Origin of the sequence: Flavobacterium gillisiae (assembly GCF_900107635.1) — a bacterium.
Lineage (GTDB): Bacteria > Bacteroidota > Bacteroidia > Flavobacteriales > Flavobacteriaceae > Flavobacterium > Flavobacterium gillisiae.
This window is the reverse complement of the sequence record NZ_FNRD01000007.1, coordinates 68942-94903: the sequence shown is the minus strand read 5'-3', so window position 1 is coordinate 94903 and position 25962 is coordinate 68942. Positions and strand designations below refer to the sequence as shown.

At 32.6% G+C, this 25962-nt stretch carries 27 protein-coding genes; 16 read left to right on the top strand and 11 right to left on the bottom strand.

The genetic code is table 11. From position 1 onward, the window contains the following. Positions 1-4 precede the first annotated feature (4 nt). The 4 genes from BLV35_RS10920 (at position 5) to BLV35_RS10905 (ending at position 5665) form a co-directional block, all read left to right on the top strand. A complete protein-coding gene (locus tag BLV35_RS10920; protein ID WP_091089578.1) occupies positions 5-1045 on the top strand; it encodes a serine hydrolase domain-containing protein in 1041 nt (346 codons plus the stop codon). 101 nt (positions 1046-1146) lie between these two features. Beyond that, positions 1147-2139 (top strand): phosphotransferase enzyme family protein, encoded by a 993-nt coding sequence (locus tag BLV35_RS10915; RefSeq protein WP_091089576.1) that lies wholly within the window; start codon positions 1147-1149, stop codon positions 2137-2139. 434 nt (positions 2140-2573) lie between these two features. Then, the gene (locus BLV35_RS10910; RefSeq protein WP_091089574.1) at positions 2574-4202 is read left to right on the top strand and encodes a long-chain fatty acid--CoA ligase; all 1629 of its coding nucleotides are present in this window, start codon (positions 2574-2576) and stop codon (positions 4200-4202) included. A gap of 419 nt (positions 4203-4621) precedes the next feature. Next, positions 4622-5665, top strand: a complete 1044-nt coding sequence (locus BLV35_RS10905; protein ID WP_091089570.1) for a tyrosine-type recombinase/integrase — start codon at positions 4622-4624, stop codon at positions 5663-5665. 117 nt (positions 5666-5782) lie between these two features. Here BLV35_RS10905 and BLV35_RS10900 read toward each other — a convergent pair whose 3' ends face one another. Continuing rightward, entirely contained in the window at positions 5783-6238 is a 456-nt protein-coding gene (locus BLV35_RS10900; RefSeq protein ID WP_091089566.1) for a YopX family protein, read from the bottom strand. An 88-nt stretch (positions 6239-6326) separates the two neighbouring features. Between BLV35_RS10900 and BLV35_RS10895 the strand changes: the two genes are divergently transcribed. The 3 genes from BLV35_RS10895 (at position 6327) to BLV35_RS19285 (ending at position 9130) form a co-directional block, all read left to right on the top strand. Continuing rightward, on the top strand, positions 6327-7091 hold the full coding sequence (locus BLV35_RS10895) for a hypothetical protein (protein ID WP_091089563.1): 765 nt from the start codon (positions 6327-6329) through the stop codon (positions 7089-7091). Positions 7092-7253: 162 nt separating this feature from the next. Next, positions 7254-8885, top strand: a complete 1632-nt coding sequence (locus BLV35_RS10890) for a phospholipase D family protein (protein WP_091089559.1) — start codon at positions 7254-7256, stop codon at positions 8883-8885. 95 nt (positions 8886-8980) lie between these two features. Continuing rightward, positions 8981-9130: a hypothetical protein gene (locus BLV35_RS19285; protein ID WP_176980606.1), complete on the top strand. Its 150-nt coding sequence runs from the start codon at positions 8981-8983 to the stop codon at positions 9128-9130. 39 nt (positions 9131-9169) lie between these two features. Here the strand turns inward: BLV35_RS19285 and BLV35_RS10885 are convergent, their stop codons facing one another. Then, on the bottom strand, positions 9170-9898 hold the full coding sequence (locus tag BLV35_RS10885; protein WP_091089556.1) for a hypothetical protein: 729 nt from the start codon (positions 9896-9898) through the stop codon (positions 9170-9172). A 35-nt stretch (positions 9899-9933) separates the two neighbouring features. Further along, the gene (locus BLV35_RS10880; protein ID WP_091089553.1) at positions 9934-10500 is read right to left on the bottom strand and encodes a DUF6515 family protein; all 567 of its coding nucleotides are present in this window, start codon (positions 10498-10500) and stop codon (positions 9934-9936) included. Positions 10501-10862: 362 nt separating this feature from the next. On the opposite strand from BLV35_RS10880, the gene BLV35_RS10875 reads away from it, so the two are divergent. The 7 genes from BLV35_RS10875 (at position 10863) to BLV35_RS10840 (ending at position 15391) form a co-directional block, all read left to right on the top strand. Further along, positions 10863-11405 (top strand): hypothetical protein, encoded by a 543-nt coding sequence (locus BLV35_RS10875; protein ID WP_091089550.1) that lies wholly within the window; start codon positions 10863-10865, stop codon positions 11403-11405. Between the two features lie 447 nt (positions 11406-11852). Beyond that, positions 11853-12155 (top strand): nucleotidyltransferase family protein, encoded by a 303-nt coding sequence (locus BLV35_RS10865; RefSeq protein WP_091090065.1) that lies wholly within the window; start codon positions 11853-11855, stop codon positions 12153-12155. Then, positions 12145-12483 (top strand): HepT-like ribonuclease domain-containing protein, encoded by a 339-nt coding sequence (locus BLV35_RS10860; RefSeq protein WP_091089542.1) that lies wholly within the window; start codon positions 12145-12147, stop codon positions 12481-12483. Before BLV35_RS10865 ends, BLV35_RS10860 begins: the two co-directional genes overlap by 11 nt. Before the next feature lie 380 nt (positions 12484-12863). Further along, positions 12864-13112 (top strand): type II toxin-antitoxin system ParD family antitoxin, encoded by a 249-nt coding sequence (locus BLV35_RS10855; RefSeq protein ID WP_091089538.1) that lies wholly within the window; start codon positions 12864-12866, stop codon positions 13110-13112. Then, positions 13105-13404 (top strand): type II toxin-antitoxin system RelE/ParE family toxin, encoded by a 300-nt coding sequence (locus BLV35_RS10850; RefSeq protein ID WP_091089535.1) that lies wholly within the window; start codon positions 13105-13107, stop codon positions 13402-13404. Before BLV35_RS10855 ends, BLV35_RS10850 begins: the two co-directional genes overlap by 8 nt. A gap of 313 nt (positions 13405-13717) precedes the next feature. Continuing rightward, positions 13718-14590, top strand: a complete 873-nt coding sequence (locus BLV35_RS10845) for an alpha/beta fold hydrolase (RefSeq protein ID WP_091089531.1) — start codon at positions 13718-13720, stop codon at positions 14588-14590. A 249-nt stretch (positions 14591-14839) separates the two neighbouring features. After that, on the top strand, positions 14840-15391 hold the full coding sequence (locus BLV35_RS10840) for a peptide-methionine (S)-S-oxide reductase (RefSeq protein WP_091090061.1): 552 nt from the start codon (positions 14840-14842) through the stop codon (positions 15389-15391). 85 nt (positions 15392-15476) lie between these two features. Here the strand turns inward: BLV35_RS10840 and BLV35_RS10835 are convergent, their stop codons facing one another. The 8 genes from BLV35_RS10835 to BLV35_RS10800 form a co-directional block, all read right to left on the bottom strand. Further along, a complete protein-coding gene (locus BLV35_RS10835) occupies positions 15477-16343 on the bottom strand; it encodes an EamA family transporter (protein WP_091089528.1) in 867 nt (288 codons plus the stop codon). Positions 16344-17196: 853 nt separating this feature from the next. Continuing rightward, positions 17197-17943: a hypothetical protein gene (locus tag BLV35_RS10830; RefSeq protein ID WP_091089522.1), complete on the bottom strand. Its 747-nt coding sequence runs from the start codon at positions 17941-17943 to the stop codon at positions 17197-17199. A 101-nt stretch (positions 17944-18044) separates the two neighbouring features. Continuing rightward, the gene (locus BLV35_RS10825; protein WP_091089519.1) at positions 18045-18803 is read right to left on the bottom strand and encodes a LytR/AlgR family response regulator transcription factor; all 759 of its coding nucleotides are present in this window, start codon (positions 18801-18803) and stop codon (positions 18045-18047) included. Between the two features lie 2 nt (positions 18804-18805). Then, positions 18806-19846 (bottom strand): sensor histidine kinase, encoded by a 1041-nt coding sequence (locus BLV35_RS10820; protein WP_091089516.1) that lies wholly within the window; start codon positions 19844-19846, stop codon positions 18806-18808. Between the two features lie 6 nt (positions 19847-19852). Continuing rightward, entirely contained in the window at positions 19853-21073 is a 1221-nt protein-coding gene (locus BLV35_RS10815; RefSeq protein WP_091089513.1) for an ABC transporter permease, read from the bottom strand. Positions 21074-21075: 2 nt separating this feature from the next. Then, positions 21076-21819, bottom strand: coding sequence for an ABC transporter ATP-binding protein (locus BLV35_RS10810; RefSeq protein ID WP_091089511.1), 744 nt, complete (start codon positions 21817-21819; stop codon positions 21076-21078). Positions 21820-21823: 4 nt separating this feature from the next. After that, the gene (locus BLV35_RS10805) at positions 21824-23023 is read right to left on the bottom strand and encodes an efflux RND transporter periplasmic adaptor subunit (protein WP_091089507.1); all 1200 of its coding nucleotides are present in this window, start codon (positions 23021-23023) and stop codon (positions 21824-21826) included. A gap of 10 nt (positions 23024-23033) precedes the next feature. Continuing rightward, on the bottom strand, positions 23034-24350 hold the full coding sequence (locus tag BLV35_RS10800; RefSeq protein WP_091089503.1) for a TolC family protein: 1317 nt from the start codon (positions 24348-24350) through the stop codon (positions 23034-23036). 561 nt (positions 24351-24911) lie between these two features. On the opposite strand from BLV35_RS10800, the gene BLV35_RS10795 reads away from it, so the two are divergent. Both BLV35_RS10795 and BLV35_RS10790 read left to right on the top strand, forming a co-directional pair. Further along, positions 24912-25496 carry a toxin-antitoxin system YwqK family antitoxin gene (locus tag BLV35_RS10795; protein ID WP_091089500.1) on the top strand — a complete coding sequence of 195 codons (585 nt, stop codon included), beginning with the start codon at positions 24912-24914 and terminating at the stop codon, positions 25494-25496. A 236-nt stretch (positions 25497-25732) separates the two neighbouring features. After that, positions 25733-25957, top strand: coding sequence for a hypothetical protein (locus BLV35_RS10790; RefSeq protein WP_091089497.1), 225 nt, complete (start codon positions 25733-25735; stop codon positions 25955-25957). The last annotated feature ends 5 nt before the right edge of the window (positions 25958-25962 follow it).

Below are 25962 nucleotides of genomic sequence, written 5' to 3'. Positions count from 1 at the left end.
ATTAATGAAATTTAGTATTCTAATTTTAGCATTTGCTTTATTAACCTCTTGTCAAACATTTGGACAGCAAAAAACCGAAAACTACGCAGATTTAACTGCAAATATCAATTCCATTATTGCTAATAATAGCTTTAATGGAGTTGTTTTTTTAACGGAGGATTCGACAACACTATACTCTAAAGCCATTGGTTATTCTGATTTAAAAAAGAAAACGCCACTTACTATAAACGATCAATTTGTTATTGGTTCAATAAGCAAACAAATAACAGCCGTATTAGTACTGCGAGAATATGAAAAAGGCAAAATTAGACTTGAAAATAAAATAAATGACTATTTGATTGATAGTAAACAAACTTGGTCAAAAGAAGTCACTATTCATCAACTGCTTACGCACACTCACGGAATTGTAGCTTTAGATGCGCCTTTAGAATTTAAGCAAGGTTCTCAATTTCATTATTCGCAATTAGGCTATGAACTACTTGCGCAGATTCTTGAAAAAGTAACGGGTAAAACATTCGAAAAGCTAGCAACAGAGCTCTTTAACGAATATGAATTAAAAAGCACCTTCCACCCTAAAAACAAAAGGTATAAACATCTGGTAAAAGGATATGAGGAAAATGAAAATGGGGTTTTAGAATTCACGCCCAACAGTTTATCTAATTATGCCGCAGCAGGTGCATTTATCTCTAACGTTGCCGATTTAAATAAATGGAACCGCCTACTCTACTCTGGAAAACTTGTCAAAAAAGAGACATTGGAACTAATGAAAACAAAATATGCTACGCGTATCCATCCTGTTTTTGAAACAATCGACTATGGATATGGATTACTATTTAAAGACGGTGAACAAAATTTACAAATTGGTGCTTTCGGTTATGCTCCTGGTTTTGTTTCTGCTTGTTATTTTTATCCACAAACAAACAGGAACTTAATCATTTTGGAAAACACAGGCAATAATTTAGATGATTTCAAAAAGACATTTAAAGTGCATACTGAAATAATGGAATTAATAAAAAAACAAACGCCCAGCACTGGCAATAAGTAATGGTCCATCCGCATTTACTTTAAAAATAGTGACCGATATTCGATTACCCATTTTTCGCAAAGCAAAAAAAAGATTAAGCCATTCCAAAAATAAAAGAATAGATGACAAAAGAATTTCCAGTTACAAATTCAACCCTTTCTGCAACTAAACTTGGAGAATTATTACAAGAGAAATATAATTTAAGTGAGAATACAGAATGCAAACTTTTCAGAGCCGGTATGAACCACGTTTACATCGTTACTGATAATAATACCAAATATGTTCTTCGCGTCTATACTTTTAATTGGAGAACAAAAAAAGAAGTTGCCGAAGAAGTACGACTGCTTATCCATTTGAACAAAAACAAAACTCCTGTTTCCTTCCCCATTGCTGATCATTTAAACGAATACATTCAAGAATTAAACGCTCCCGAAGGATTACGGTATGCTGTATTATTTTCGTTTGCAGAAGGCACAAAATCCGCAAAATTTACTGCTGAAACCAGTTTTTGTATCGGGCTAGCTTTGGCCAAAGTTCACAAAGAGACAGAAGATTTTGCATTAGACAGAATCACATACAACAACGAAGTTTTGCTAATCGATTCTGTTAAACGAACACGCGAATTCTTTACAAAAGAAACGGAAGAGACGCTATTTTTAGAAAAAATGGCTCGTTTTCTACAAAAGGAATTTAGTACTGTAGCTAACGAACAAATACGTTTTGGAGCCGTTCATCTCGACGTATGGTTTGACAATATGCACTTTAATGAAGACAATAAAGTAACCCTTTTTGATTTTGATTTCTGTGGTAACGGCTGGTTGTGTTTAGATATTTCCTATTTTCTATTTCAGCTATTCTATACAAATCTAAACGAGAAGGACTACAAAGTGAAAGCAGCAAGTTTTCTTGAAGGTTACGAAACGATAACTGAAATTACTAAAGAGGAAAAACGACTTCTACCGCTCGCCTGTTTAGCAATTATGACCTATTATATCAGTATGCAATGCGACAGATATGATTATTGGACCAATATTTTCTTGAATGAAGACCACTTAAAAAGGTTTGTAGCCAATTTAAAGCGATGGATTGTTTATAATGAAATTGAAATAGAATAAGACTTGCTCTTAGCAAACATCGATACTTAGAAAAGTTGAATAATTAGGACCGCTATTCCATTGGATTACTTTTTATTTACACTACCAATGCTATCATGTTCACAAATAATTAAAGCGCTAACTTCCTTTTTAAAACCCTCCTAAATTTTCAATTTTACCTCTACTTTTAAAGCTAAGTCCTGCCTCTACTAACTACTCTTATTCGAGACCGTTATTCAAAAAAGACAACGGACGAAATGTTTCATTTATCATGATTTGCAATAAAATAAGGCTATATTAGCTAAGGCTTGAAAAAGTGGCTTTAAGGTTGGTGCACCATTGGTATTCATGTAAAATAAAAGTGTGGTATTTCACGACCTACTAAAAAAAAACCGCATCGAATATTCCGCAACAAGTAGCATAATAGAATTAAATAACAATTTAAAATTTTTAGTATGAAAGGCTTAATAATGGATTATCCACTCACAACAACTACTATTCTTGAATATGGAAACAGCGTCTATCATAATAAAAAAATAATAACCTATTTACCAGATGGAACGCGAGAAGAATATCGCTTTGGTGATATGTATAAACGATGTAAAAAGTTAGCAAATGCATTAACTAAAAAATTAGGAATTAATAACGGAGACATGGTGGGTACTTTTGCATGGAATCATGCACCACATGTAGAGTTGTATTATGGTATTTCAGGTATTGGAGCCATTTGTCATCCTATAAATATTAGACTAACAAGCCATCAAACGGAATATATAATCAACAATTCTGAAGACAGAGTGATTTTTGTAGACGCTACCTTAGTGCCACTTCTAGAAAAAATCGCTCCCCTACTTGAAACTGTAGAATGTTATGTCTTACTAAACGCGCCTAAGGATTTTAAAACCTCGTTGCTAAACACAATACACTATGAAGATTTACTGGCAGACCAAAATGAAGACTATGAATGGCCCACGTTAAACGAAAATGATGCTTGCGGAATGTGTTACACCAGCGGAACAACCGGTTTGCCAAAAGGGGTTCTATATTCTCACAGATCAACCTATTTGCATGCTTCTAACATTATATCGCCAAATGCAGGGAATTACAGCAATCTAGATACCCTTTTATTGATTGTACCTCAATTTCATGTAATGGCATGGGGATTTCCGTATTTATGTCTCTTGTCAGGGTCAAACATGGTGCTGCCGTCTTCTAACTTGCAGCCAGAAGCTATTATTAAAATGCTACAAGAAGAGAAAATAACTAAAGCAAATGGGGTTCCCACGATTTGGCTAGGAGTTTATCACGCCATGAAGGAAAACCCACCCAAAGAAAAACTAGCACTTCAAGAATACATTGTAGGCGGTTCTGCCCTACCTAAAAGCCTTATTGAAGGTTTCGAAAAAGATTTTGGGATAAAAGGAGTTCAAGCTTGGGGAATGACAGAAACATCACCTTTGGGTACCGTTTCCAGACTACAACCAATGCATGCCAATTTATCAGAAAACGAAAAACTAAACATTCGTGCCAAACAAGGAACTGCTTTTCCAGGTGTAGAAATACGAATTATGACCGATGAGGGCACTCTGGCACCCGCAGATGGCAAGACCATGGGCGAATTACAAATAAAAGGTGCTTGGGTTATCAATTCCTATTTTAAAACGAATAATCAAGAAAATTTTACTGACGATGGTTGGTTTAAAACCGGTGATGTTAGCACCATCGATACCGATGGTTATATGGAAATTAAAGACCGCACAAAAGACCTTATAAAAAGTGGTGGCGAATGGATTTCAAGCGTTGCCTTAGAATCAGCATTAATGGCGCACCCTAAAATTAGAGAAGCTGCTGTAATTGCAATAGCTGACGAAAAATGGGTAGAGAAACCTTTGGCTTCGATAGTCCTAGTGAATACTGAAGATACAATTTCAGATGAAGAATTAATTGAATTCTTATCGAGGGACTTTGTAAAATATCAGATTCCTAAAGACTATGTTTATATAACTGAAGTGCCTAAAACAAGCGTTGGTAAATTTGACAAAAAAGAGATTAGAAGACTATTTGCCGAAGGAAAACTTATGTAAACACACAACTGCCTATACTAATAAACGATTCACTCCCAGCCTACTATGAGCAACTAAAGTCTTAAAACAGTTGCTGACGCTAATCGCAAAGCGATACATTTGTAGATTGTCATTGCTAGCCATTACGACGTATAAAAAAAGAATCAATGCTACAGTACAAAAAATCCGATTGGTCAACACTGATCGGATTTTTTTATGGCTTGATTATCAGGGCGTATCCCCGCTTCCATTCCATTGCAGCGCGGTCGGGCTATTCGTTACAATCTTTTTACTTTATTCCGCTATCGCTGTATAAAGTAAAAAGGATTTCCACTGCTATCCCTTACGCGAAAAACAAGCTGCAAATAATAGTATTTTCTGATTAAAAAAGACGTTCAAAACAAAATATTACTATCTTTAAATCAGTAAATCAATACATTATGAGCTGGACTGCAAAATTGATAAAACATCGAGACGAAAATAGAATCGCGGTACAATTTGAAAAAAACGTAGCCTTAATCACTAGGATCAAACAATTTGAAGATGCCCGGTGGAGCCAGCAAAAAAAAGTGTGGCATCTACCTGATACTATCGAAAATAGAGACCATTTTCAGATTATACAATATAAAAATACCATACCGTCTCCCGAAGGAATACTACAAATAACTAAATTTATTCAATGGTTATCTTCAAAGCGATACAGCCCCAGCACTATAAAAACGTATTCTGAAGCATTAAAATCGTTTTTCATCTTTTATCGTCAAAAAAACATTGTCGATATAACCAACGAGGATGTAATAATATACAATAACGAATATATTTTAAAGAACAATTTATCCGCTTCCTACCAAAATCAAATAACTAACGCTATCAAATTATATTTTAAAACCGTTCGAGAAACCAAAATAGAATTAGAAAAAATTCACCGTCCAAAACGAGCGAAAGTATTACCAAATGTCCTAAGCAAGGAAGAAGTAAAACTAATACTAAATGTACATTCTAATATAAAACACAAAATGATGTTAAGCTTAATTTACAGTTGTGGCATGCGATGTGGGGAATTATTAGCGCTAAAACCGCTAGATATAGATTCGAAACGAAATATCATATTACTCAAAAACTCCAAAGGCAAGAAAGACAGAATTGTTCCCTTGAGTCCAAAGATATTAGCAATGCTTCGTGATTATTATACAGCTTATAAACCTAAAACTTATCTATTTGAAGGACAGGTAGAGGGGAAAGCCTATGATGCAAGAAGTTTACAACTCATTCTAAAACAAGCATTAACAAAAACCGGTATTAAAAAACCTGCCACCTTACATTGGTTGCGTCATAGCTATGCTACGCATCTATTAGAAAGCGGTACAGATTTGCGATACATTCAAGAGTTACTGGGACATAACAGCAGTAAAACCACCGAAATATATACTCATGTTAGTACGAAAAATATCCAACAAATCAAGAGTCCATTTGATGATTTATAAGTTTAATTTGATATATTTGAAATAGAAAACAAAAGCGAAACAAACCTTCGTATATACACCCAATTTTGGGTGGCTTTGCGAAGGTTTGTTTCGGGTATATACAAGTTAGCAAACAACTTAGTTTGAGTCTGCCAATAGTTCAGGATTTTCAAAAATGTTTCCAACAATTTCGTAAAACTCTGAAAATATTTCTTGACAACTTGGAAGTAAACTCGTGTAATTATTTTTTATTTTTCGTGTTGTAAAAAAATTGCCATTATCTACAACTTCGTAAAAATCTTTATATTTTGATTTTTTATCTCCACTAGATAATTCTATCATAAAACCCTCGCTTTTTAAAATATCTCCACAATATATCTCTTTTCCGTTTTTATCGTAAAAACCAGTAAACAATATCATAGTATTATTTAATAATTGGTCTTGATATTCAAAAATATTTTTCATGTCAACTGTAGGTGTCATAAATTTTGAATGTTCAATCCAAAATCTAAATTTCAAAAGCCGATTTGCTAACAGCGGTTTTGACTTATTGCCACATTGGTCTTTATCTGAATTATTGTTTTGTACTTCCATAATTTGTGATTAATTTAAAAATTTGGTCTTGATTTTTTCGGCAACAAGTCAAAGCCACAACCGTTACAAGCAACCCTAAAAACCGACAATGGAACAAACAATCGACATTCAGACACCAACTGGAAAAATTTACAAAGACAGAGCAATTTGGGTCGGGACATTTCTCGGTGGACCCTTAGCAGCTGGCTATTTAATAGCGGAAAATTTCAAAGCATTTAACGAGTTTAACAAAGCTAAAAAAACTTGGATTTATGCAATCATAGTGACAGTCGTAGTATTTGGTGGTGTATTTTTAATTCCAGACAACGTAAAAATTCCAAATCAAATTATTCCTCTAATTTATACTGCAATTGCATACTATCTTGTTCAACACTTTCAAGGACAAAATATTTCTGCTCACTTAGATTCGGGCGGAAAATTATTTAGTTGGTGGCGAACAATAGCAGTTAGCCTAATTGGACTTGCAATCACAATTATCCCGATTTTAGGTTTTGCATTGTTGTCTAACGAAACTTCAAACATTGGAGCAGACACCAAGACTTATGGAATTATGAAACACGAAATAGCTTTTGACAAAAACAATATATCAGAACGCGAAGTAAACAAAATTGCTGACGGATTTATAAAGACAACTTTCTTTGATGAAGCAGTAACGAAATTTGTTTATGCAAAAAAGGTTAATAAGAACTATGAATTATCAATTTCAGTTGTTGACGGATTAGCATTTGACAGTCAGGCTTTACAACCATTTTTAGACCTTAGGACAGGATTACAAACACTTTTTCCAAATAACAAAATTATATTCAAATTAGTAGTTGACAATTTGGATAACGTAGTAAAGACAATTGAATAACAAGCAGGGCAGCTTGTAACAGCCATTTTGAGCTAGCTGGAATTTAGTGGAATTATCGTTTCGCATCAAGTTTTCGTTAAGCCGAAAACTGAGCGGTTACGAACTTCCAGCCATCTCAAAGCAGCGAAACGTTAGCGGTCAGGCTAAAAGACGACACCAATAATGAAACTACTTTCAAATAACGAAATTGTAAATCACAAAACTGAAATTTCAAATGCAATTGAACTTGCAGAAGAAATTACAATTTGCACTGCTTTTCTTAAATATTCAGGACTGAAAAGTTTATTAGAATTAATAAATCAAAAAAAAACTAAAACTATATTCTTTGTTGGGACAAATTTTTATCAAACCGAACCAAGTGCTTTAAAGCAACTTTTTAATGACGGTCATACTATTTACCTTAACAGAGAAAAATCACCAACATTTCACCCTAAAATATTCTTATTTAGAACTCAAAATGAAGTGAAAGTATTTATTGGTTCTGCTAATTTGACAAGCGGTGGTTTAGAAACAAATATTGAAACCTCAATTGAAAGCAATACGACAATAGATTCAATTCTTTATAATGACATATTAGAGCAACTAAGTTATTTCAGAACTAAATCAAAAAGAATTGAAAGACTTGAAACAATTTTAGATTACGAAAAAAGATATAAAGTATATAAAGAAAAGCATCAAATTGCTGATAAAGCATTTGAAAAAGAAGAACAGAAAATTGCTGAAGCAGAACGCAAAAGAGAAGAAGAAAGATTACTAAAAATAGAACAAGAAAAAGAAAAAAGAAAAAATCCGGCTTCTGATTCTGACACATCAAGAGACAGATTTGCAATATCTGATGATTATAAAAAAAGTTGGCCTCTATTTTTTGAAGAATTTAAACAATTCAAAATTGAAAATAATGGAAACACCATAATACCTACATCACACAAACTACATAATTGGTATAAAAGACAAAGAGAGTTTTATGGTCATATAGACGAAAATGGTATAAGGGCAATTTTACCTGAACACTTGGAATTATTAAATAAAGAAAATTTCTTTTGGGGTAACCCTAATGAAATTATATGGATGGAAAAATGGGAAAATAAACTAGCAAGATTAGATACTTACTGCAAATCCATAAATCAAGAGTTTGCTTGGATTAAAGTTGATAAAAAAAATAAGCAAAATCCTTTGAATGATTTAGCACAATGGTGTATGGATCAAAGGTTAAGATTGGCGCAACTGGAAAACGAAAAAAACTATAAAACCAAAAAACGAAAAATTACTGAGTATGAAATCAAAAGACTCAAAGAAATTAAATTTTTAACTGAATCTGAAAATGAAGGTGGCGTAGTAAATCAAGATGGATTTATTCAACACTTGATTGATTTGGAAAATTTAAAAAATAAATGTTTGAAAGCAGGAATACGAAGATGGATTCCTTCACAAACAGACCCTGATCCAATAGTAGCGGAATTAGGTGGCTGGCTCGCTGACAATCTCACATTTATTAGAAACCATACAAAAAAAGGAACAAAACCTGAACTTGTAAAATCAAGGTCAAAGGATTTAAAAGATTTAGGAATTGACACAATAATTGGAAAAGAAAAAAATAATTTTGAGTTTGATGTTCTTGACTGGTTAGAAATGAAAAAACTTTATCCAATTGAAAATCCAAAAGGAGAAGCAAGAAAACCATTTGTAAATGTTCTTAATTGGGAATCAGGGCAAAGAAATAAATACGGCTCTGCACAGCCTTGGAAACAGAAAAGACTTGTTGAACTTAAAATTGTAAAGCTACAATCTATGTGACCATATTAAACATAACTGAAAACTTGACTCTTCAGCCCTTCACTGACAAAGAAGCCCGAACCGCTAACACTTGCTACAAGAGAACGTTGTGCATAATGCGTAAAATCGTACAAATCATCAAAATTAGAACTAAAAATGCCAATGCCCAAACAGCACATTCATTTTTCCCTACGCCAAATGTCAACGCTGAAAAAAATAAAAGAGCTGTTTTTTGCCAACGCTCAAATGACGATAATAACGAATAAAAGTACTTGAATATTTAGACGTTTATGACAGGTATGTGTTTATTCTGCATCAAACCAAAAATCAACAGTTCCCCTTTCTGTTGTTGGACTTGATTGTTGTTCATTTTGGCCTCTCGCTCCGCCACGTCCACCTCCGCTACCATTTCCTCTGCGACCACCACCACTTCTCATTCCTTGGTTTTGACCTTGCCCTCTTTCTTTATTAACAGTACCTTCCATTTTATTGGCAACAACGCCTATAGATAATTTAGAAAAATCACTGCTTTCTTGGGAAGCTATTTTAGCTTTTGGGGTTTTAATTGAAAATTCAAATAATTGACTCGAAGCTGTATAGTGGTTTGCAATTGCAATATCTAAAGTATTTAAGTCTTTATTAAACGCTTGCTTTTCTTCAAAAGAACCATACTCTGCTTCTGCAGGTAATTTTTTAATCATACTATTTAAGTCAATAGCGTTGACATCAATATTTCCAAGTGAACCTTGCTGAAAAGGTCTTGATTCATTACTATAAGGGTATTTTACATACACATTCTTTTTTTCTTTTCCCTTAATGTCATAATAAATGGTAAGACCATTTCTAATGATGGACATTGCCGTCTTTCTATCTGTGGTGCTTATATTTAGGTAAACATAATTGTCGTCTTGTGAAACTTTATATAAAACGTTTTTATTGCTTATTTGAGTAGTATCTGCTGGGAAACTGCTTTTATTTGATGCGAAAGAAGAGAGACTTGAAAGTGTTAAGAGTACGATTAATAAATGTTTCATTTTTTGTAATTATTTAAGTGTTAGAATTTAGTGTTTTATTGTTCAATGAAGCCTATCACTTCATAAGCCCTAGCTCCATCTATCTGGATTTTTTCATAAAGTACGTTGTCAAACTCATAATAGGTTTTGCTATCTACTTCAACCCGCTCATATTCATCGGGAAGTTCATAAATTATGGTGCCGATTTCTGGTTCAACTACTTCGTAGCCATCATCAACATTGTTATAAAAAATACCGTTGAACCAAAAGTAATCTCTATTTGGATGCTTTATTTTAATATATCCAACAGGCAAGGTTTTTATTCTAAAACCAATTTTTGGGGCTATTACAATATAACTTCCTCCAGAGTACGTGTAAAATCTATTATTGGAATAGTAGTAGCTAATTCCTTTGTGCTTTATTATGGTTCTATTAGATAATGTTCTTACTGCTACAACTTTTCTTTTGGTTTTTTTATAGATTACTGTTTTACTAGGAACCCGTTGGTTATTTTTTTTAACGATTACTGTCTTTTTAGAATTTCTTGAATTCTGCGCATACATATGTTCATTCGCTGTAATGAAGAACACTAATAGAAATGAAAGCTTGATAAGATTTCTCATAAGAACTATTTTTATTATTTATTAAGACAATTCAAATTTAGAATGGTTTAATTCATTATGAAATATTTAACAATTAAAGCCAGATAAATTGTAGATTCATAACTTGAATATTATTCCTTTTAAAATGATCCAAAATTTATATTCATAAAGAGCCTTATAAATGAAGAAAAGACTTTAACAAACTTTGAAAACCAAGCAGAACGTGAAAAGCACTATGCACAACAACGTGTATAATTAATGGCTAGTCCTCGCGGATTTTCTATTCTGTATTTATTTGCTAAATTAGGTGCTTAAACACGCCACTAATCATACACAACAACGTTGTGCGTAATGCGCCAAAAAACCGAAACTAACCGAATATAATGATTGATCCTTTTTACATTTTTGCAATAATTATAGCTATTGGAATATTCTATGTAATTCCAATTGTGATAATATATTTTACATATAAATTTGCCAAAAAGAAACTGAATATTGGACTAGCCAAATCGATTTTTGCTTTTATGATAATCTTATTTTTGTACATAAGTTACGCTGACTTTTATCCGTTAGAAAATAGTTACAAAAGAAATTTTGAAGAAAAAACAGAACTAAACTTTCCGAAATCAGCTAAATATTTAGAAAAATTATCGGCGAATTCTATATTTGATTTTGGTGGTAGAATGTATTGTTCTAAAATTGAAATAAGCAAAACTGATTATTTGAAACTTAAAAATGAAATAGAAAAATCCAAATTTGTAAAAGCTGAAAGTTATACTGAACAAATGAACACTGATATTATTTTTTCGAAAATAAAAAATAGTGAAATCAAAAATATATATCGCTTAAGAACATCGTTTGACGAATACTTTGTGATTTTATTATCTGACAAAAAAACAATAATCTTATTTTACAGAAGTTGGTAAAGAAAAATAAGCACTACGCACAATCGAGTAGACGGCTCCACCCCTAATGGAACGGACTGCGCCTCTCACACCACCGAGCGTACGGGTCATCCCGATAAAAATCGGGACAGGCTGTACTCGGCGGTTCGCAAAGAGATGGGTTAAGTGAGATGTAAACATCTGTCAATGATTGATACCCTTTTTGTTTTAAGCGTTTCAAAGTTATGGTAGTCCCTAAGATTGGACTCTGAGCAATCGCCCAACCGCCTTTCCGAGTTCGACTCTGCATCTTTAAGCATACAACTTTTCTTGCTTTTGCATAAGGAATATGTATTATATTTGAAAGAACATAACATCAGTTTTTTTCGCAGACTGACGTTGGCAGAAATACGCCCAAAATTGCTGAAATTCACAATAAATTATACAACTAGATTTCTTTTGATTACTTTTATAAAAAAACAGATAAAAATGAATTTAATTGAAAGTCATATAAAAGATATTTTAAACTTATGTAAATCACATAAAGTTAAATCACTATATGCTTTTGGTTCAGTTTTAAATGATAAATTTAATGCCGAAAGTGATATTGATCTGATTGTTGATTTCCAACAATTAGATGTTCTAGATTACGGAGATAATTATTATGATTTAAAATTTTCTTTAGAAAATATTTTCAAACGAAGTGTCGATTTACTTGAAGAAAAAGCAATAAAAAATCCTTTTTTTAGAAAAACTATAAATCAAAAAAAACAGTTGATTTATGTACAATAATATTAAAACTTGGCTTTATGATATTTTAAGTTCTATCAATGAAATTGAAAGCTATTATATTGATACTCCCAAATTATTTGAGGTCTACCAAAATGATCTAAGAACAAAAAGAGCTGTTGAAAGAAATATCGAAATAATCGGAGAAGCTATGAACCGAATTCTGAAACTTAATAGCGAAATTGTAATTTCGAACTCAAGAAAAATTGTAGATGTTAGAAATAGAATTATTCACGGATATGACTCAGTTTCTGATGATATAATTTGGGGAATTGTAATTAGAAATTTACCTCTTTTGCAAAAAGAAGTAGAAGAATTACTTGCCGAATAAATGTACTTGTGCTAATCGAGTAGACGGCTCCACCCCTAATGGAACAGACTGCGCCTCTCACACCACCGAGCGTACGGGTCATCCCGATAAAAATCTGTCAATGATTGATACCCTTTTTGTTTTAAGCGTTTCAAAGTGATGGTAGTCCCCAAGATTGGACTCTGAGCAATCGCCCAACCACCTTTTCGAGTTCGACTCTGCATCTTTAAGCATACAACTTTTCTTGCTTTTGTATAAGGAATATGTATTATCTTTAAAAGAACATAACATCAGTTTTTTCACAGACTGACGTTAGCTGTAATTATTGAAAAACGGAAAAAAATAGAACATAATTTTTTAATATTACCAAATTTTGGTAACTTTACATAAATATTAAAATTATGGGACGAAATACATCGGTTTCTTTAGGTAATTATTTTGAAAGTTTTGTTGATAACAGAATTTCAGAAGGTAGATTTAAAAATGCAAGTGAAGTCATTCGTGCGGGATTAAGATTGCTGGAAGAAGAGGAAAGTAAAATTATTGCTTTAAAAAAAGCTATTAGTGAAGGAATTGAAAGTGAAATAGCTAAAGATTTTGATCCAAAAAATCATCTTGAATCTTTAAAAGCGAAAAAAAGAAATGGCTAAATATATTTTTACAAATAAGGCTGTAGAAGACTTAACGAAGATTTGGGATTATACTTATGAAGTCTGGTCGGAAAGTCAAGCGGATAAATATTATAAAGGAATTCTTGAAAATTGTCAAGACATAGCTGAAAACCTAAACTATGGAAAGAATTATAATGAAATTAGTTCAGAAATTTTTGGTTACAAATGTGGCCAACATATAATATTTTATAGAAAATTAAACGAGACTAAAGTTGAAATCACTAGAATTTTGCACTCAAGAATGGACTTGAAAAATCGAATTCAACAATAAAACTACAGTTAATCGAGTAGACGGCTCCACCCCTAATGGAACAGACTGCGCCTCTCACACCACCGAGCGTACGGGTCATCCCGATAAAAATCTGTCAATGATTGATACCCTTTTTGTTTTAAGCGTTTCAAAGTGATGGTAGTCCACAAGATTGGACTCTGAGCAATCGCCCAACCACCTTTTCGAGTTCGACTCTACATCTTTAAGCATACAACTTTTCTTGCTTTTGTATAAGGAATATGTATTATATTTGAAAGAACATAACATCAGTTTTTTCACAGACTGACTTTAGCTACCATTAAAACTAACCACAATGAAAAACACAATGAAACTACTAGTCATACTTCTTTTCTCTTTGATTTGGAGTAGTACAAATGCTCAAGTTCAAATGAACTTTGAATTTGAAACCCCTTATGGAAGCAATGAATCTGTAGGGAAATATGTTGAAATAAATGGTGCCAAAATCTACTACGAGCAATATGGAAAAGGGGAGCCTTTATTGCTAATTCACGGAAATGGAGGTGATATTAAAGCAATGGGAAATCAGATTGATTATTTCAAAAATAAATACAGAGTAATAATTGCTGATAATAGAGGACAAGGTAAATCTGAGTTAAAAACAGATTCTTTGACCTATACTCAAATAACAAAAGATTGGGAAGGGTTAGTTAATCACTTAAAATTAGATTCCATTACTATTGTTGGATGGAGTGATGGTGGCATTGTTGGGTTGAAAATGGCTATTTCAGGCAAATCAAAAATAAAGAAACTTGTAACAATGGGTGCAAATTTAAGACCTGATTCAACTGCTGTCAACCCTTGGGCTGTTAAATTCGTTTTGCAAACTAAAAAAATGATTAACTCAAAAATTCAAGAGAAAGACACTACTACAAATTGGAATTTACAAAAGCAACTTCTCGGACTTTTGGGAGACCAGCCAAATATTCCAATTGAAGATTTATCAAAAATAAAGGCAAAAGTATTAATAATCGCTGGCGATGAAGATGTAATTAGAAATAAACATAGTTTAGAAATATACGAAAACATCCCTCAAGCTCAATTATGCATAATGCCTGGTGAAACACATTTCGCGCCTGCCTCAAACCCAGAATTATTTAATGAAATCGTCAATAGATTTTTATCAAAACCATTTAAGAGACCAAACTCTGACTGGACAAAATGGTAGAAAGAACTATAGCTAACAGCCATTTTCAGCTAGCGGGAGTTTAGTGGAATTACCGTTTCGCATCAAGGTTTCGTTAAGCCGAAAATTGAGTGGTTACGAATTTCCAGCCATCTCAAAGTGGCATAACGTTAGCAGGAATCCCTCTCTTCTCCAAAAAAATAATTACTTTAAGGTGACGTTTTAAGGAAAAAATTGAATAGTTTAAAACCCACTAAACAAAAACATAAAAAACGTTACTCCCAATTAAAAATGACAAAAAAAGAACAATTAATTGAACAAATAGTATCAATGGAAACGATATATTTTGCAGGAGGCTGCCTTTGGGGCGTACAAGAGTTCTTAAAACACCTACCTGGCGTACTTGAGACCCAAGCCGGCAGAGCTAATGGCTTTACGAAATCCACTAAAACAGCCTATGATGGTTATGCAGAATGTGTCAAAACAACCTTTGACTCTAAGGTTGTGTCAATTGAAGATTTAATACATTACTTTAAAGAAATCATTGACCCTTATAGTATCAACCAACAAGGAAACGATATAGGAGAAAAATATCGCACCGGTATCTACAGCGATAATCAAAATTACCTGTTAAAGGCAAAAACTTGTATTAAGGAAATAGAACAGACACTAAACCATAAAAATAAAACAACAAAAAAAATAGCTATTGAAGTGCTTCCTTTAACAAATTTTATCCCAAGTGATGCAGAACATCAAGATAGATTAACCTTGCACCCAAATGACTACTCTTATTGCCACATTCCTTTAGACTTACTACATAAGTATAAAAAAAGTAACAACTAATATTTAGCTAGCGGACTAGAACTTAGTCAAGAATGAAATTTTCAAACTAAATAAGCCTTTATGAAGTTATTTATCAAGAACTTAGCTATTCTTTGATTTCTTTTATTATATATTCATTAAGTACAAGGGAAGCGAAAATAAGGCTTCCACCAATTATAATCTTCTTAATATCTGCCTCTTTATTCCATATAACAAGGTTGACAATTAATCCTACTGGAACTAACGCATTATTCATAATCGCTAATGAGCCTGTATTTACCTTAGCAACACCTTTGTTCCAAAAAAAATAACCTGCACCTGAAGCCACAGCACCCAGGTATATTAATATTCCCCACTGAACTGATGTAGTTGGCATCTTTTCTGTTGAACCAAGAATGGAAAAAGCAATTAGTGCTACTAAAAACGCACCAATAAAGAACAATCCAAAAATAGTATGCTTAGGTGTACTTTCTAATTCAGGTGTAGATTTTAATAAATACTTGTAAGCAACTTGACCAACAGCAAAGCAAAGATTGGCACCTTGCGTGATCAAAAAACCTAAAAACACATTTTCACTAATACTTGAGTATTGAATATAAGCAGCTCCTAAAACAGCTATTAAAGCAGTAAGTAGGTGTCCTTTATGAAATCGCTTACTTAAAATATCATTTAACAAAGTAATGTAAATTGGTGTCAATACACTAAAAAGTAACACTTCAGGCACAGTAAGAAATCTAAACGACTGAAAGTAAAAACAATACATCAAACCTAATTGTACCGCACCAACTGCGATAAGACTGAAAATTATTTCTGCTTTAATGTCCTTCAGCCTTAAAAAAGGCAAAAATATCATTGTAGCGATACCGATACGCATCAATACTGAAAACCATGGATCAACAGACCCAGAAAGATATACACCAATTAAGCTAAACGAAAAAGCCCAGATAATAGTAACGCCAAATAAATACTTCATAAATTAATCATACATCACTTAAAACAAAAAATCTTTACTTAAAAACGAATGTATAAAATTATCTAAATAAAGACAATGAATTGTAATTAATACTTAAGTTAAAATTAACAAAGCGCTCAAACAAGAGTCTCTATTGAATGTGATGATAGAACAAATGAAATTATTTTTGAAGGTACTAATAATAAGAACATTCCTCTACGGTTAATAAGTCACATTTTTACCAAATAACTAATTGTAGTAATAAACTGTTTTACTGAAAATACAATACCTAATTACATAGACAAAAACTACTGCCATGAGCCATTTTGAGCTAGCTGAAATTTAGTGGAATTATCGTTTCACATCAGGTTTTAGTTAACCAGGAGAAATTGCTGATAAAAAAAGCCGAACTCACAACTACAGCTAAGCCATAGACAAGACATTAGTGGAGTTATGGTTTGGCAACGATGATCACGTTAATGCAAAAATAATCATTTTCATAATCCCAAATACGAGAAAGCGTGGGACGATTGTGATTTTAAAAAATGGTAGTTAAAAAAGACATTGAGAAATTAGTCGTTCAAAATAAAAAGAATCATTTTAAGACGCATTGGAAAGATGCACAGTTTTATAATAGTACAAAATATAGTGCCAAAATTAGACACAATGAAATCTTACTTTGGAGATCAGCCACTTTTTTAACAGCTATGTAACCAATACTTAGTCCAACAGGAGCAATTACAAAAGGTAAATTTGGAATAATTGTAGCTTTGGCTTATTCAATTTCAGATATCTTATTAATTATAAAACAACGAAACCGTCAGCAGCCGTTTTAGTTTCAAGTTCCCTTTTTAGTTTTGAGGCTTAAAATACACTAATCCAATTCCTTTTTTAATTTAGTAATTAATGTGCTAGTTTTACCACGTAAGGTTTTGATATTATTTAACTGGATTTGAGTTTGTAATATGCGATCCACGATGCCGTTTTGGTAGTCTTTATTAGCAAGTAAAGCAATATAGTCCGATTTATTTCCGCACTTTTTTATTTGTTCATACTTTAAATTTCCATCAGGGAGCTTATCTGCTAATGAGATATAGTTTTCTAAAACAGGTTTTATCCTATTAGCCACTATGTCTTTTATTTTTTCATTTTGTTCTCTAAACCGTAAAATTTTAATTGGATACAAAATAATCAAATCTTTTAAAGCGTTACTTTCAATAAATTCGAATTTCGTAGTACTGACAATCGAATTTATTGAATTATCAAGTAGATTCACGTCTTTATCAAATAAATTGACAATAGTGTCTTTTGCTCCTTCTGTAATTTCACTTGGATCTCTACCAACATAATTTAAAGTGTTTTCTAAATAAATTATTTTTTGTGGGTACTCATCAATTAAACCATCTAACAAACGTAAGTTAGTATGCAACTCTTCGTTCAAATTAGTATAGATTTTTTTTTCTACGATATTATATTTTCGAGTATCATTTAACTCATTTATTTTCCATGCAATTGATATACCTATTACAATAAGTACTATTTCGCCTAATGCATAAACCAGATATGACTTGAACTTACCTAAGGCGATTAAATTTCTTCTTAATTTACGGAATAATTTCATGTGTGAGATTATTAAAAGAGGTTAGACCATAGTTAAATCAATACTATAGTAAACTACTGCAAATAGCTTTGCAGGATTAAAGTAAACTAAAACGTATAGCGTTATATATTGAGAGAATTAGAGTTTATATAGCCTAAAAACCTGCTTTTATACTGTTCTGAAACCGTAATGCGTTGGTTATTGATTATGATTTGACTGCGCTCAACAACTTCTATATTTTTCAAAGCCACGATAAAAGAACGGTGCACCCGCATAAATTTTGTTTCTGGTAATTCTTCTTCTAATGACTTTAAACTCATAAGCGTCAGTATAGGTTTTGGATTCTCTTTTAGCCATATTTTGATATAATCTTTAAGACCTTCAAAATACAAAACCTCATCCAATTTAATACGCAGTTGTTTGTATTCGGATTTTACAAATAAGAATTCTTTTTCCTCAGCAGGAGCTACAACTGATGCAACTTGAACTTGAGGTTGGGGTTTTCCTTTTACGAGTTCAAACCAAGTGTGTGCTTTATTGGCTGCAGCCAAAAACTCAGCATAATCAAATGGTTTTAATAAGTAATCTAAGGCTTCAACTTTAAAACCTTCTAAAGCATATTGATCGAAGGCTGTGGTAAAAACAACTCTTGTTTCTTTGGGTAGCATTTTCGAAAATTCAATACCGGTTAAATCAGGCATTTGAATATCTAAAAAAAGTAAATCGACAGGATTCGATCTTAAAAATTCCATCGCTTCAATGGCACTGCTGCATTTATTTTTCAACTCCAAAAAAGGTGTTTTTTCGACATAACTTTCGACCAAATTTAAAGCCATTGGTTCATCATCAACAATTACGCAACTTATTTTTGTAGCACTCATAATTAGGCTGTTTCTATTTCTAAAGTTACTAAAAAGTAATTATTCTTTACCGTAGTTTCGAAAAAATGTTTGTTAGGATACAGCAATTCAAGTCGTTTTTTTAAGTTTTGCAAGCCAATACCCGAACCACTTTTATCATCGGTTTTTTTAGGGAAATTATTATTTTCGATTAGAAACAATACCTTCTTATTTTCTACAGTCATAGTAATAGAAATCTGACTCTCTTTGGTGGCCGAAACTCCGTGTTTGAAGGCATTTTCTATTAAAGAAATAAACAATAAAGGAGCAATTTGAACACCTGTTTCAGATGTGGGAAAATTTGCATTGATAACAATTTTATCGGACACTCGAAGTTGCATTAATTCGATATATTTTTTCATAAAATCGACTTCTTTAGACAGAGAAACCAACTCTAAATTCGTTTCATAGAGCATGTAACGCATTAATTTACTTAGGCTATGAATCGTTTTTTTGGCTTGTTCTGGCGAAATATCTACTAGCGAATAAATATTGTTTAATGAATTAAAAAAGAAATGGGGTTGCAATTGATAATGCAAATGCTGCAACTCCGATTTTAATTTATAATTGGTTGCTTCCTTACTTTCAGCTTCTGTTTTTGTTAATCTTTTTGTAGTTTTTGCTGCTATAGCAAATAATAAAGAAGCGATGTAAGGTAACATTTGCATGTATATAAATAATTTAAAAGGCGGTCCCTTTTCGCCCTCACCAGTATTAGGCGGTGTTCTTTGTAGTTCTGAGAAAAAAGTACTAACACTCTGCTCTTTTACTAATAAGAAAAGGGCAATCATTACAGCATTTATAGCGATAAAAGCGAGATTTTTTTTTGTAAATAAGAACCGATCAATAATGTAGAAATAATTGAGATAAAAAATAATAGCATAAAATAAAAATGGAATCCAAAAATGGGCTATTACCCTATTGATATTCTGTTCTTGTCCTGAAGACAAAATGTAAGGCATACTAAAAAGCACAAGCCATACTAGTAGATGCGATAAGATTGTTATTTTTTTGTTGTTATACATAATTTTTTATTCGTAACGTAGGGCAGTGATTGGATCTAAAGCTGCTGCTTTTTTTGCAGGATACCATCCGAAGAATATTCCGGTTACAGCACACACAGCAAAGGATATTATTATTGAATATAAAGCAACACTTGTGGGCCAATTTAAGAATTTTTCGATAAACACCGTGGATCCTAGTCCTAATAATACCCCTAAAACACCACCTGTAATGCTTATTAAAATGGCTTCGATTAAAAATTGCATTAAAATATCTGCTCCTTTAGCGCCTACAGCCATACGTAAACCAATTTCTTTAGTTCTCTCTTTTACAGAAACATACATAATATTCATGATGCCAATACCACCAATTAATAAAGAAATACTTGCTACTGCAACCAATAATATAGTTAGCATTTCTGAAGTAGAACTAAACGTTGAAATTAATTCTTCCATAGATTTTACTGTAAAGTCATCTGCTTGATTAGCTAATAACTTATGTTCGGTTCTTAAAATCTCTATCACTTGCGTAACCGCTTCAGGCGCTTCATCTTCACTAATTGATGATGCGATAATTTGATTTAAATGATCGATTGCCAAAATACGTTTTTGTACTGTTGTATATGGTGCAATAACCACATCATCTTGATCTTGACCAAATGTATTTTCTCCTTTTTCCTCTAAAACTCCAATTACTTTAAACGGAATATTATTAAAACGAATCATTTTTCCGATAGGATCTTCACCGTTTGGAAAGATGTTATCTACCACAGTTTGCCCTATTACAACAACTTTAGAAGCCGATTTAACTTCGGCATCTGTAAACATACTACCACTCTGTAATCCAACAACCTTAATATCTAGATACTCAGGATTTACGCCATAAATACTACTTGGCCAGTTGTTAGAGCCGTTAATAATTTGGCCACTTCCATTTACAACAGGTGTTATATAGCTTAATAAATCTGCTTTCTCTTTAATCACCTCGTAGTTTTGAAGCGTTAAGGTTTGTACATCGCCTCCACTTCCTCTTACAGCACCTTTATCATCTGCTCCTGGTTTAATGGTAATCATATTAGAACCCATTGCAGAAATTGAAGTACGAATACTCTCTTTTGAGCCTTCTCCAATAGCCAACATGGCGATAACAGATGCTACCCCAATAATAATTCCAAGCATCGTTAACAAGGTTCTTGTTTTATTAAGAATGATTGCTTTTGTGGCGATTTTAAATAAATTTAATAGTCTCATAATTAATCGTCTTGTTTAGGTAATTTAGCTAATTCATTTGCTGCAGACTGGATATTCTCATTAATGTAGTCCTTAATAATATTCCCATCTTTTAATACGATGGTTCGATTACTAAAAGTAGCAATGTCTGGCTCATGCGTTACAAAAGTGATCGTAATGCCCTTTTTGTTTAAATCTTGAAACAAGGACATAATTTCATAAGAGGTTCTAGTATCTAAATTCCCTGTAGCTTCATCTGCTAAAATCATTACAGGATTATTTACTAGCGACCTAGCAATTGCAACTCGTTGTTGTTGTCCTCCAGAAAGTTCAGAAGGCGTATGATACATTCTATCAGCCAAACCAACCATTTCTAAGGCTTTAATGGCTCTTTCTTTACGTTCTTCGGTAGAAACTTTACTATTGTATAACAATGGTAATTCTACGTTTTCTAGGGCTGAAGTTCTTGCCAATAAATTATAAGATTGGAAAATAAATCCTATTTTTTCATTTCTTATCGTTGCCAATTGATTTCTACTTAAGTCCTTCATTTTTACACCATCAATCTCATAAGTTCCTGAAGTAGGTTGGTCTAAACACCCTAAAATATTTAACATCGTACTTTTACCAGAACCACTAGATCCCATTATGGTTACAAATTCACCTTCTTTTATGGAGAATGAAATACCTCTTAGTGCATGCACCGTTTCGGTTCCCATGGTAAACTCACGTTTTAAGTCTTGTATTTTTATTATTTCTTTTTTCATCGTATTATCTTTTACCGCCACCACCTCGTTGTGGCATAAATGGACTTTTACTTTGTTCACCTGTAGCTACTTCTGTTTTAGAAACACCTTTTAAGCTATATACTATTTGATCGCCTGCCGAAATACCACTCAATATTTCTACATTAACACCATCACTAGCTCCTAGTGTCACGATTTTTGGAGTTATTGATCCATCAGATCCCAATACCCATAGGGCGGTTGCTTCTCTAGAGCGCTCACTCGTATTCTCCGCTAACTGGTGTTGTTGGTTATACGCGCTTAGGATTTCTCTTTCAGGTTTAAAGTTGATGGCTTTCGCTTCTACTGTTAACACATCATTTAACTCTAAAGTAAAAATTGAAATCGTTGCTGTTAATCCTGGTTTTAATTTTAAATCTGGATTATCGGCTTTAATTACCACTGTATATGTTACCACATTGGAGGTCACTGTTGGGTCTAAACGTACTTGCGTTACTTTTCCCTGAAAGGTTTCACCTACATAAGCATCTACGGTAAACTCTACACGTTGACCTTCTTTTACTTGACCTATATCAGCTTCATCTACATCGGCCTCTACTTGCATTTCTTTTAAATCTTGAGCAATTGTAAATAACGTTGGTGTACTTAAACTTGCTGCAACGGTTTGTCCTTCGTCGATAGCTCTAGATAATACCACACCGTCTATAGGTGAATAAATATTAGCATACTCTAAATTCGTTTTAGCCTGTTGCAAATCTGAATAACGTTGCGTAACCGTCCCTTTTGCTGTTTGATAATTGATTGCAGCATCATCAAAATCAGATTTACTTATTACTTGGTTATCATATAATGTTTTTTGTCTGTCATAAATTGTTTTTGTGTAATTTCGTTGACTCACTGCATTGTCATAAACGGCTTGTGCTTGTGTTTTAGCTGCATTTAAATTGGTTTTATCTAACTCAGCAATCAACTGACCTTCTTTTACAACACTATTATAGTCTACGTAGATTTTCTCTACTACTCCAGAAACTTGCGTTCCTACTTCTACCTGTGTAATGGGTTCAATCGTTCCTGTAGCAGTGACCATGGTAGTCACATTTTCGCTTTTTGCTAAAACCGTTTTGGCTTCGATGACAACAGTATCATTACCTTTCAAAAATAAGTACCCAATTACAACTAAGACAATTAGTACGATACTTGCTATGATTATTTTCTTTTTATTCATTTTTTTTGTATTAAAGTTTGATGTCGTTTCCTTGATAAAATTGTAATAATTGGTAGTATAATATTTTTAAATATTTTGCTTGTAGAAAGTTTTGTTCTGCATTAGTAAATGTATTTTGACTAATTACTAAATCTGTAGTACTTAGCGCTCCTAATTCGTATTTTTTTTGCGCGAGCTTATACGATTGAGTAGCAGCTTCTTTTGAAGCCGTTGCGGCAACAACCTGTTCTTGCGCAGAAATAGCATTTTGATAGGCTGTTTCAACTTTTTTATACACCTCTTTGACAACCGTCTGTTTTTGAATTTCTGCTTTTTCGATATTAATTGATGCAGTTTGTACAGCCGCTTTTGTTTGGTTTCTATTAAAAATGGGAACAGTTAAAGACAAACCTATTTTTTGATTAAAATTTAAGTTCAATTGATCTGTAAAATTGCTATCAGTAATACTCGTGTATCCAGAACCAATGCTTCCCGCAAGGGCTATTGTCGGTAAATAACCTCCTTTTGCAATATCCAATTCCTTTTGATTCACCGCTATATTTGTATTACTAGCGCTAATCTCTGGTAAAAAGCTTAAAGCTTTATTGTAGATGGTCGTTTTATCAAATTCAAATTGCATAAGCGTATTACTCTCATCTGAAATTTCTAAATTTTCTGTAGGTGGCAACTCTAGTAATTGTTTTAATGTAATGATATACTGTTGGTAAGTATTTTTGGCCGTAATAAGATTGTATTTGTTTGTTGCCGCTTGACTTTGTGCTTCAGTATAATCGTTCAAGGCAATTGACCCTGCATCTAGACGTGACTTTGCTCGTATAACTTCATTTTCAGATGATGCCAAGTTACTTTCTGCAATAGCAATTCCTTCTTTACTATAAAGAGTTTGTAAATAGGTTTGAAGTAAACTTATCACAATATCATTTTTTGCTTGCTCTTCTAAAAAGACATTTTGCTCGAATAACAATTTGCTTTGCTTAATGCGATTGTTTATCTGATTCCCTTGAAACAACATCATTGAACTGTTGATTCCAACATTAGTACTGTAAATTTGATCTGTTACAAAATTACTTGTGATGGGATCAATACTGTTACCATTTGCAAAATTCTGCGCCGCACTCCCAAATAAATTTGGTAATCGCGATGACTGTGTTTTGCTGTAGTCAACTTCTGCGATATCGGTGTTTAAAGATGCCTCTTTCACAGTTATATTATTTTCTATTGCATATGTTATACAATCTTGCAATGACCATACTTTCTCGTTTGGTTTTTCTTGAGCAAAACTAATTTCTAAAAATAAGAGGCTAATCACTAAAATATATACTTTCATTTTATAAATGTTTAATTTTAAAAAAACAAAGATTAAATTAATCTCATCGTTTATAAATCAAAATAGAAGTTTGCCTAGAATCTATAGAAGTATAGTACGATTTTATAGATGAGAATTATCCTAACGGCATGTCTTTATAAATATTTGTGATGGTTCTCTTCCTTCAAGTATCAACAGATATCAAAGAACAAAGCGTTTGCATCGACGTAAATTAATATAAAGCAACTTGTAAAAAGGAATTCGACTCGATTCAATACAATATCTTATACCTTGGTAAATATGATTACTAAACTAACCCACATACGCAGGCTATGACCTGTAACTCTCTTAATAGAAAGTGCGAATATTTTAAGATTAGAACAATGATTTATCGGGATTTAAAGTACCAAAACCATTGAAAAACAGACTTCTATACGCGAGAAAAAACGAAGTAAATAAAAAATCAATTAGATAGTGTTGGTACAATTTTATTTATACTTTAGCTATTCTAATAGTCTATAACATTTCACATGCAAATACACCGCTTGGTACACATTCAAGATTAACATAAAATAAAAAATTATGAAAAAACTGTTCCTTGTAATTATAACAATTTTGACATTGATTTCTTGCACTGTACAAAAGGACTTTTATCAAAATGGAAACCTAAAAGCGAAAGGGAAAATTACTAATAATATAAAACATGGGAAATGGAAACTTTTCTATGAGAATGGTAATCGAGAACAAATTGGGACTTTTATAGAGGGTAAGAAGGCTGGAATATGGAAATCGTATCATACTAACGGTTCTATTTATTCCGAACAGGAATGGCATAATGGTAATTTAACTAGAATTATTTCTTATTACGATGAAGAAGGTAACAAAATGGATATCGACCCTTTTAAAAATGTAAATGAAACAGCTAGATTATACGATATTGATAGAAATTTAAATTTTATTATTCACGGAATAGATAATAAAATACCGCTAGAATATTTAAATTTCAAAGAGAAATATGGAATTGGTCTGATTATCGAGAATTGTGCAATCGACCCATTTTCCTTTAAAAGAGCGACTAAAAACAATCAGATGATTTCAGAATATTTAAATAAAAAATATGGAAGAGATTGGCTGGACGAATTACCATCAAAACCTTACGGAATCTAATAAACACCTCTTACAATACCGTATAAAATGAGTAGGTTATAGAACTTAACAACAAGATATCATACTTTTACTAGATCTCATTTTGCTGTAATAATCACTCGCATCGACCAAAACAAAAGTCTTAAAGTGACAGTGCCTTAGAAATCAAATATTTACCATCATGCCTAAAATTGAATTAGCAACTGAAATAAATCCCGACAAGAAAGTTGTTTTTGATCTTTCGCGAAGTATCAAGAATGCTGCTTCTATATATTGGAAAACAAACAGCATATGCCATTAATACTCCTGAAAACGGTAAATACAGAATAATAAACACCATAATCGTACTTTTGATTACTGCAGTTTCTCTGCTTTTAGATAGGTCTCAGTACATCCTTATTGAGATGGCATTTTCTTTTGCCATTTACATCGTCCTTAACTATAAAACACAGATGAAATTATATGGTAAAGTCAATTTTTGAGTTTT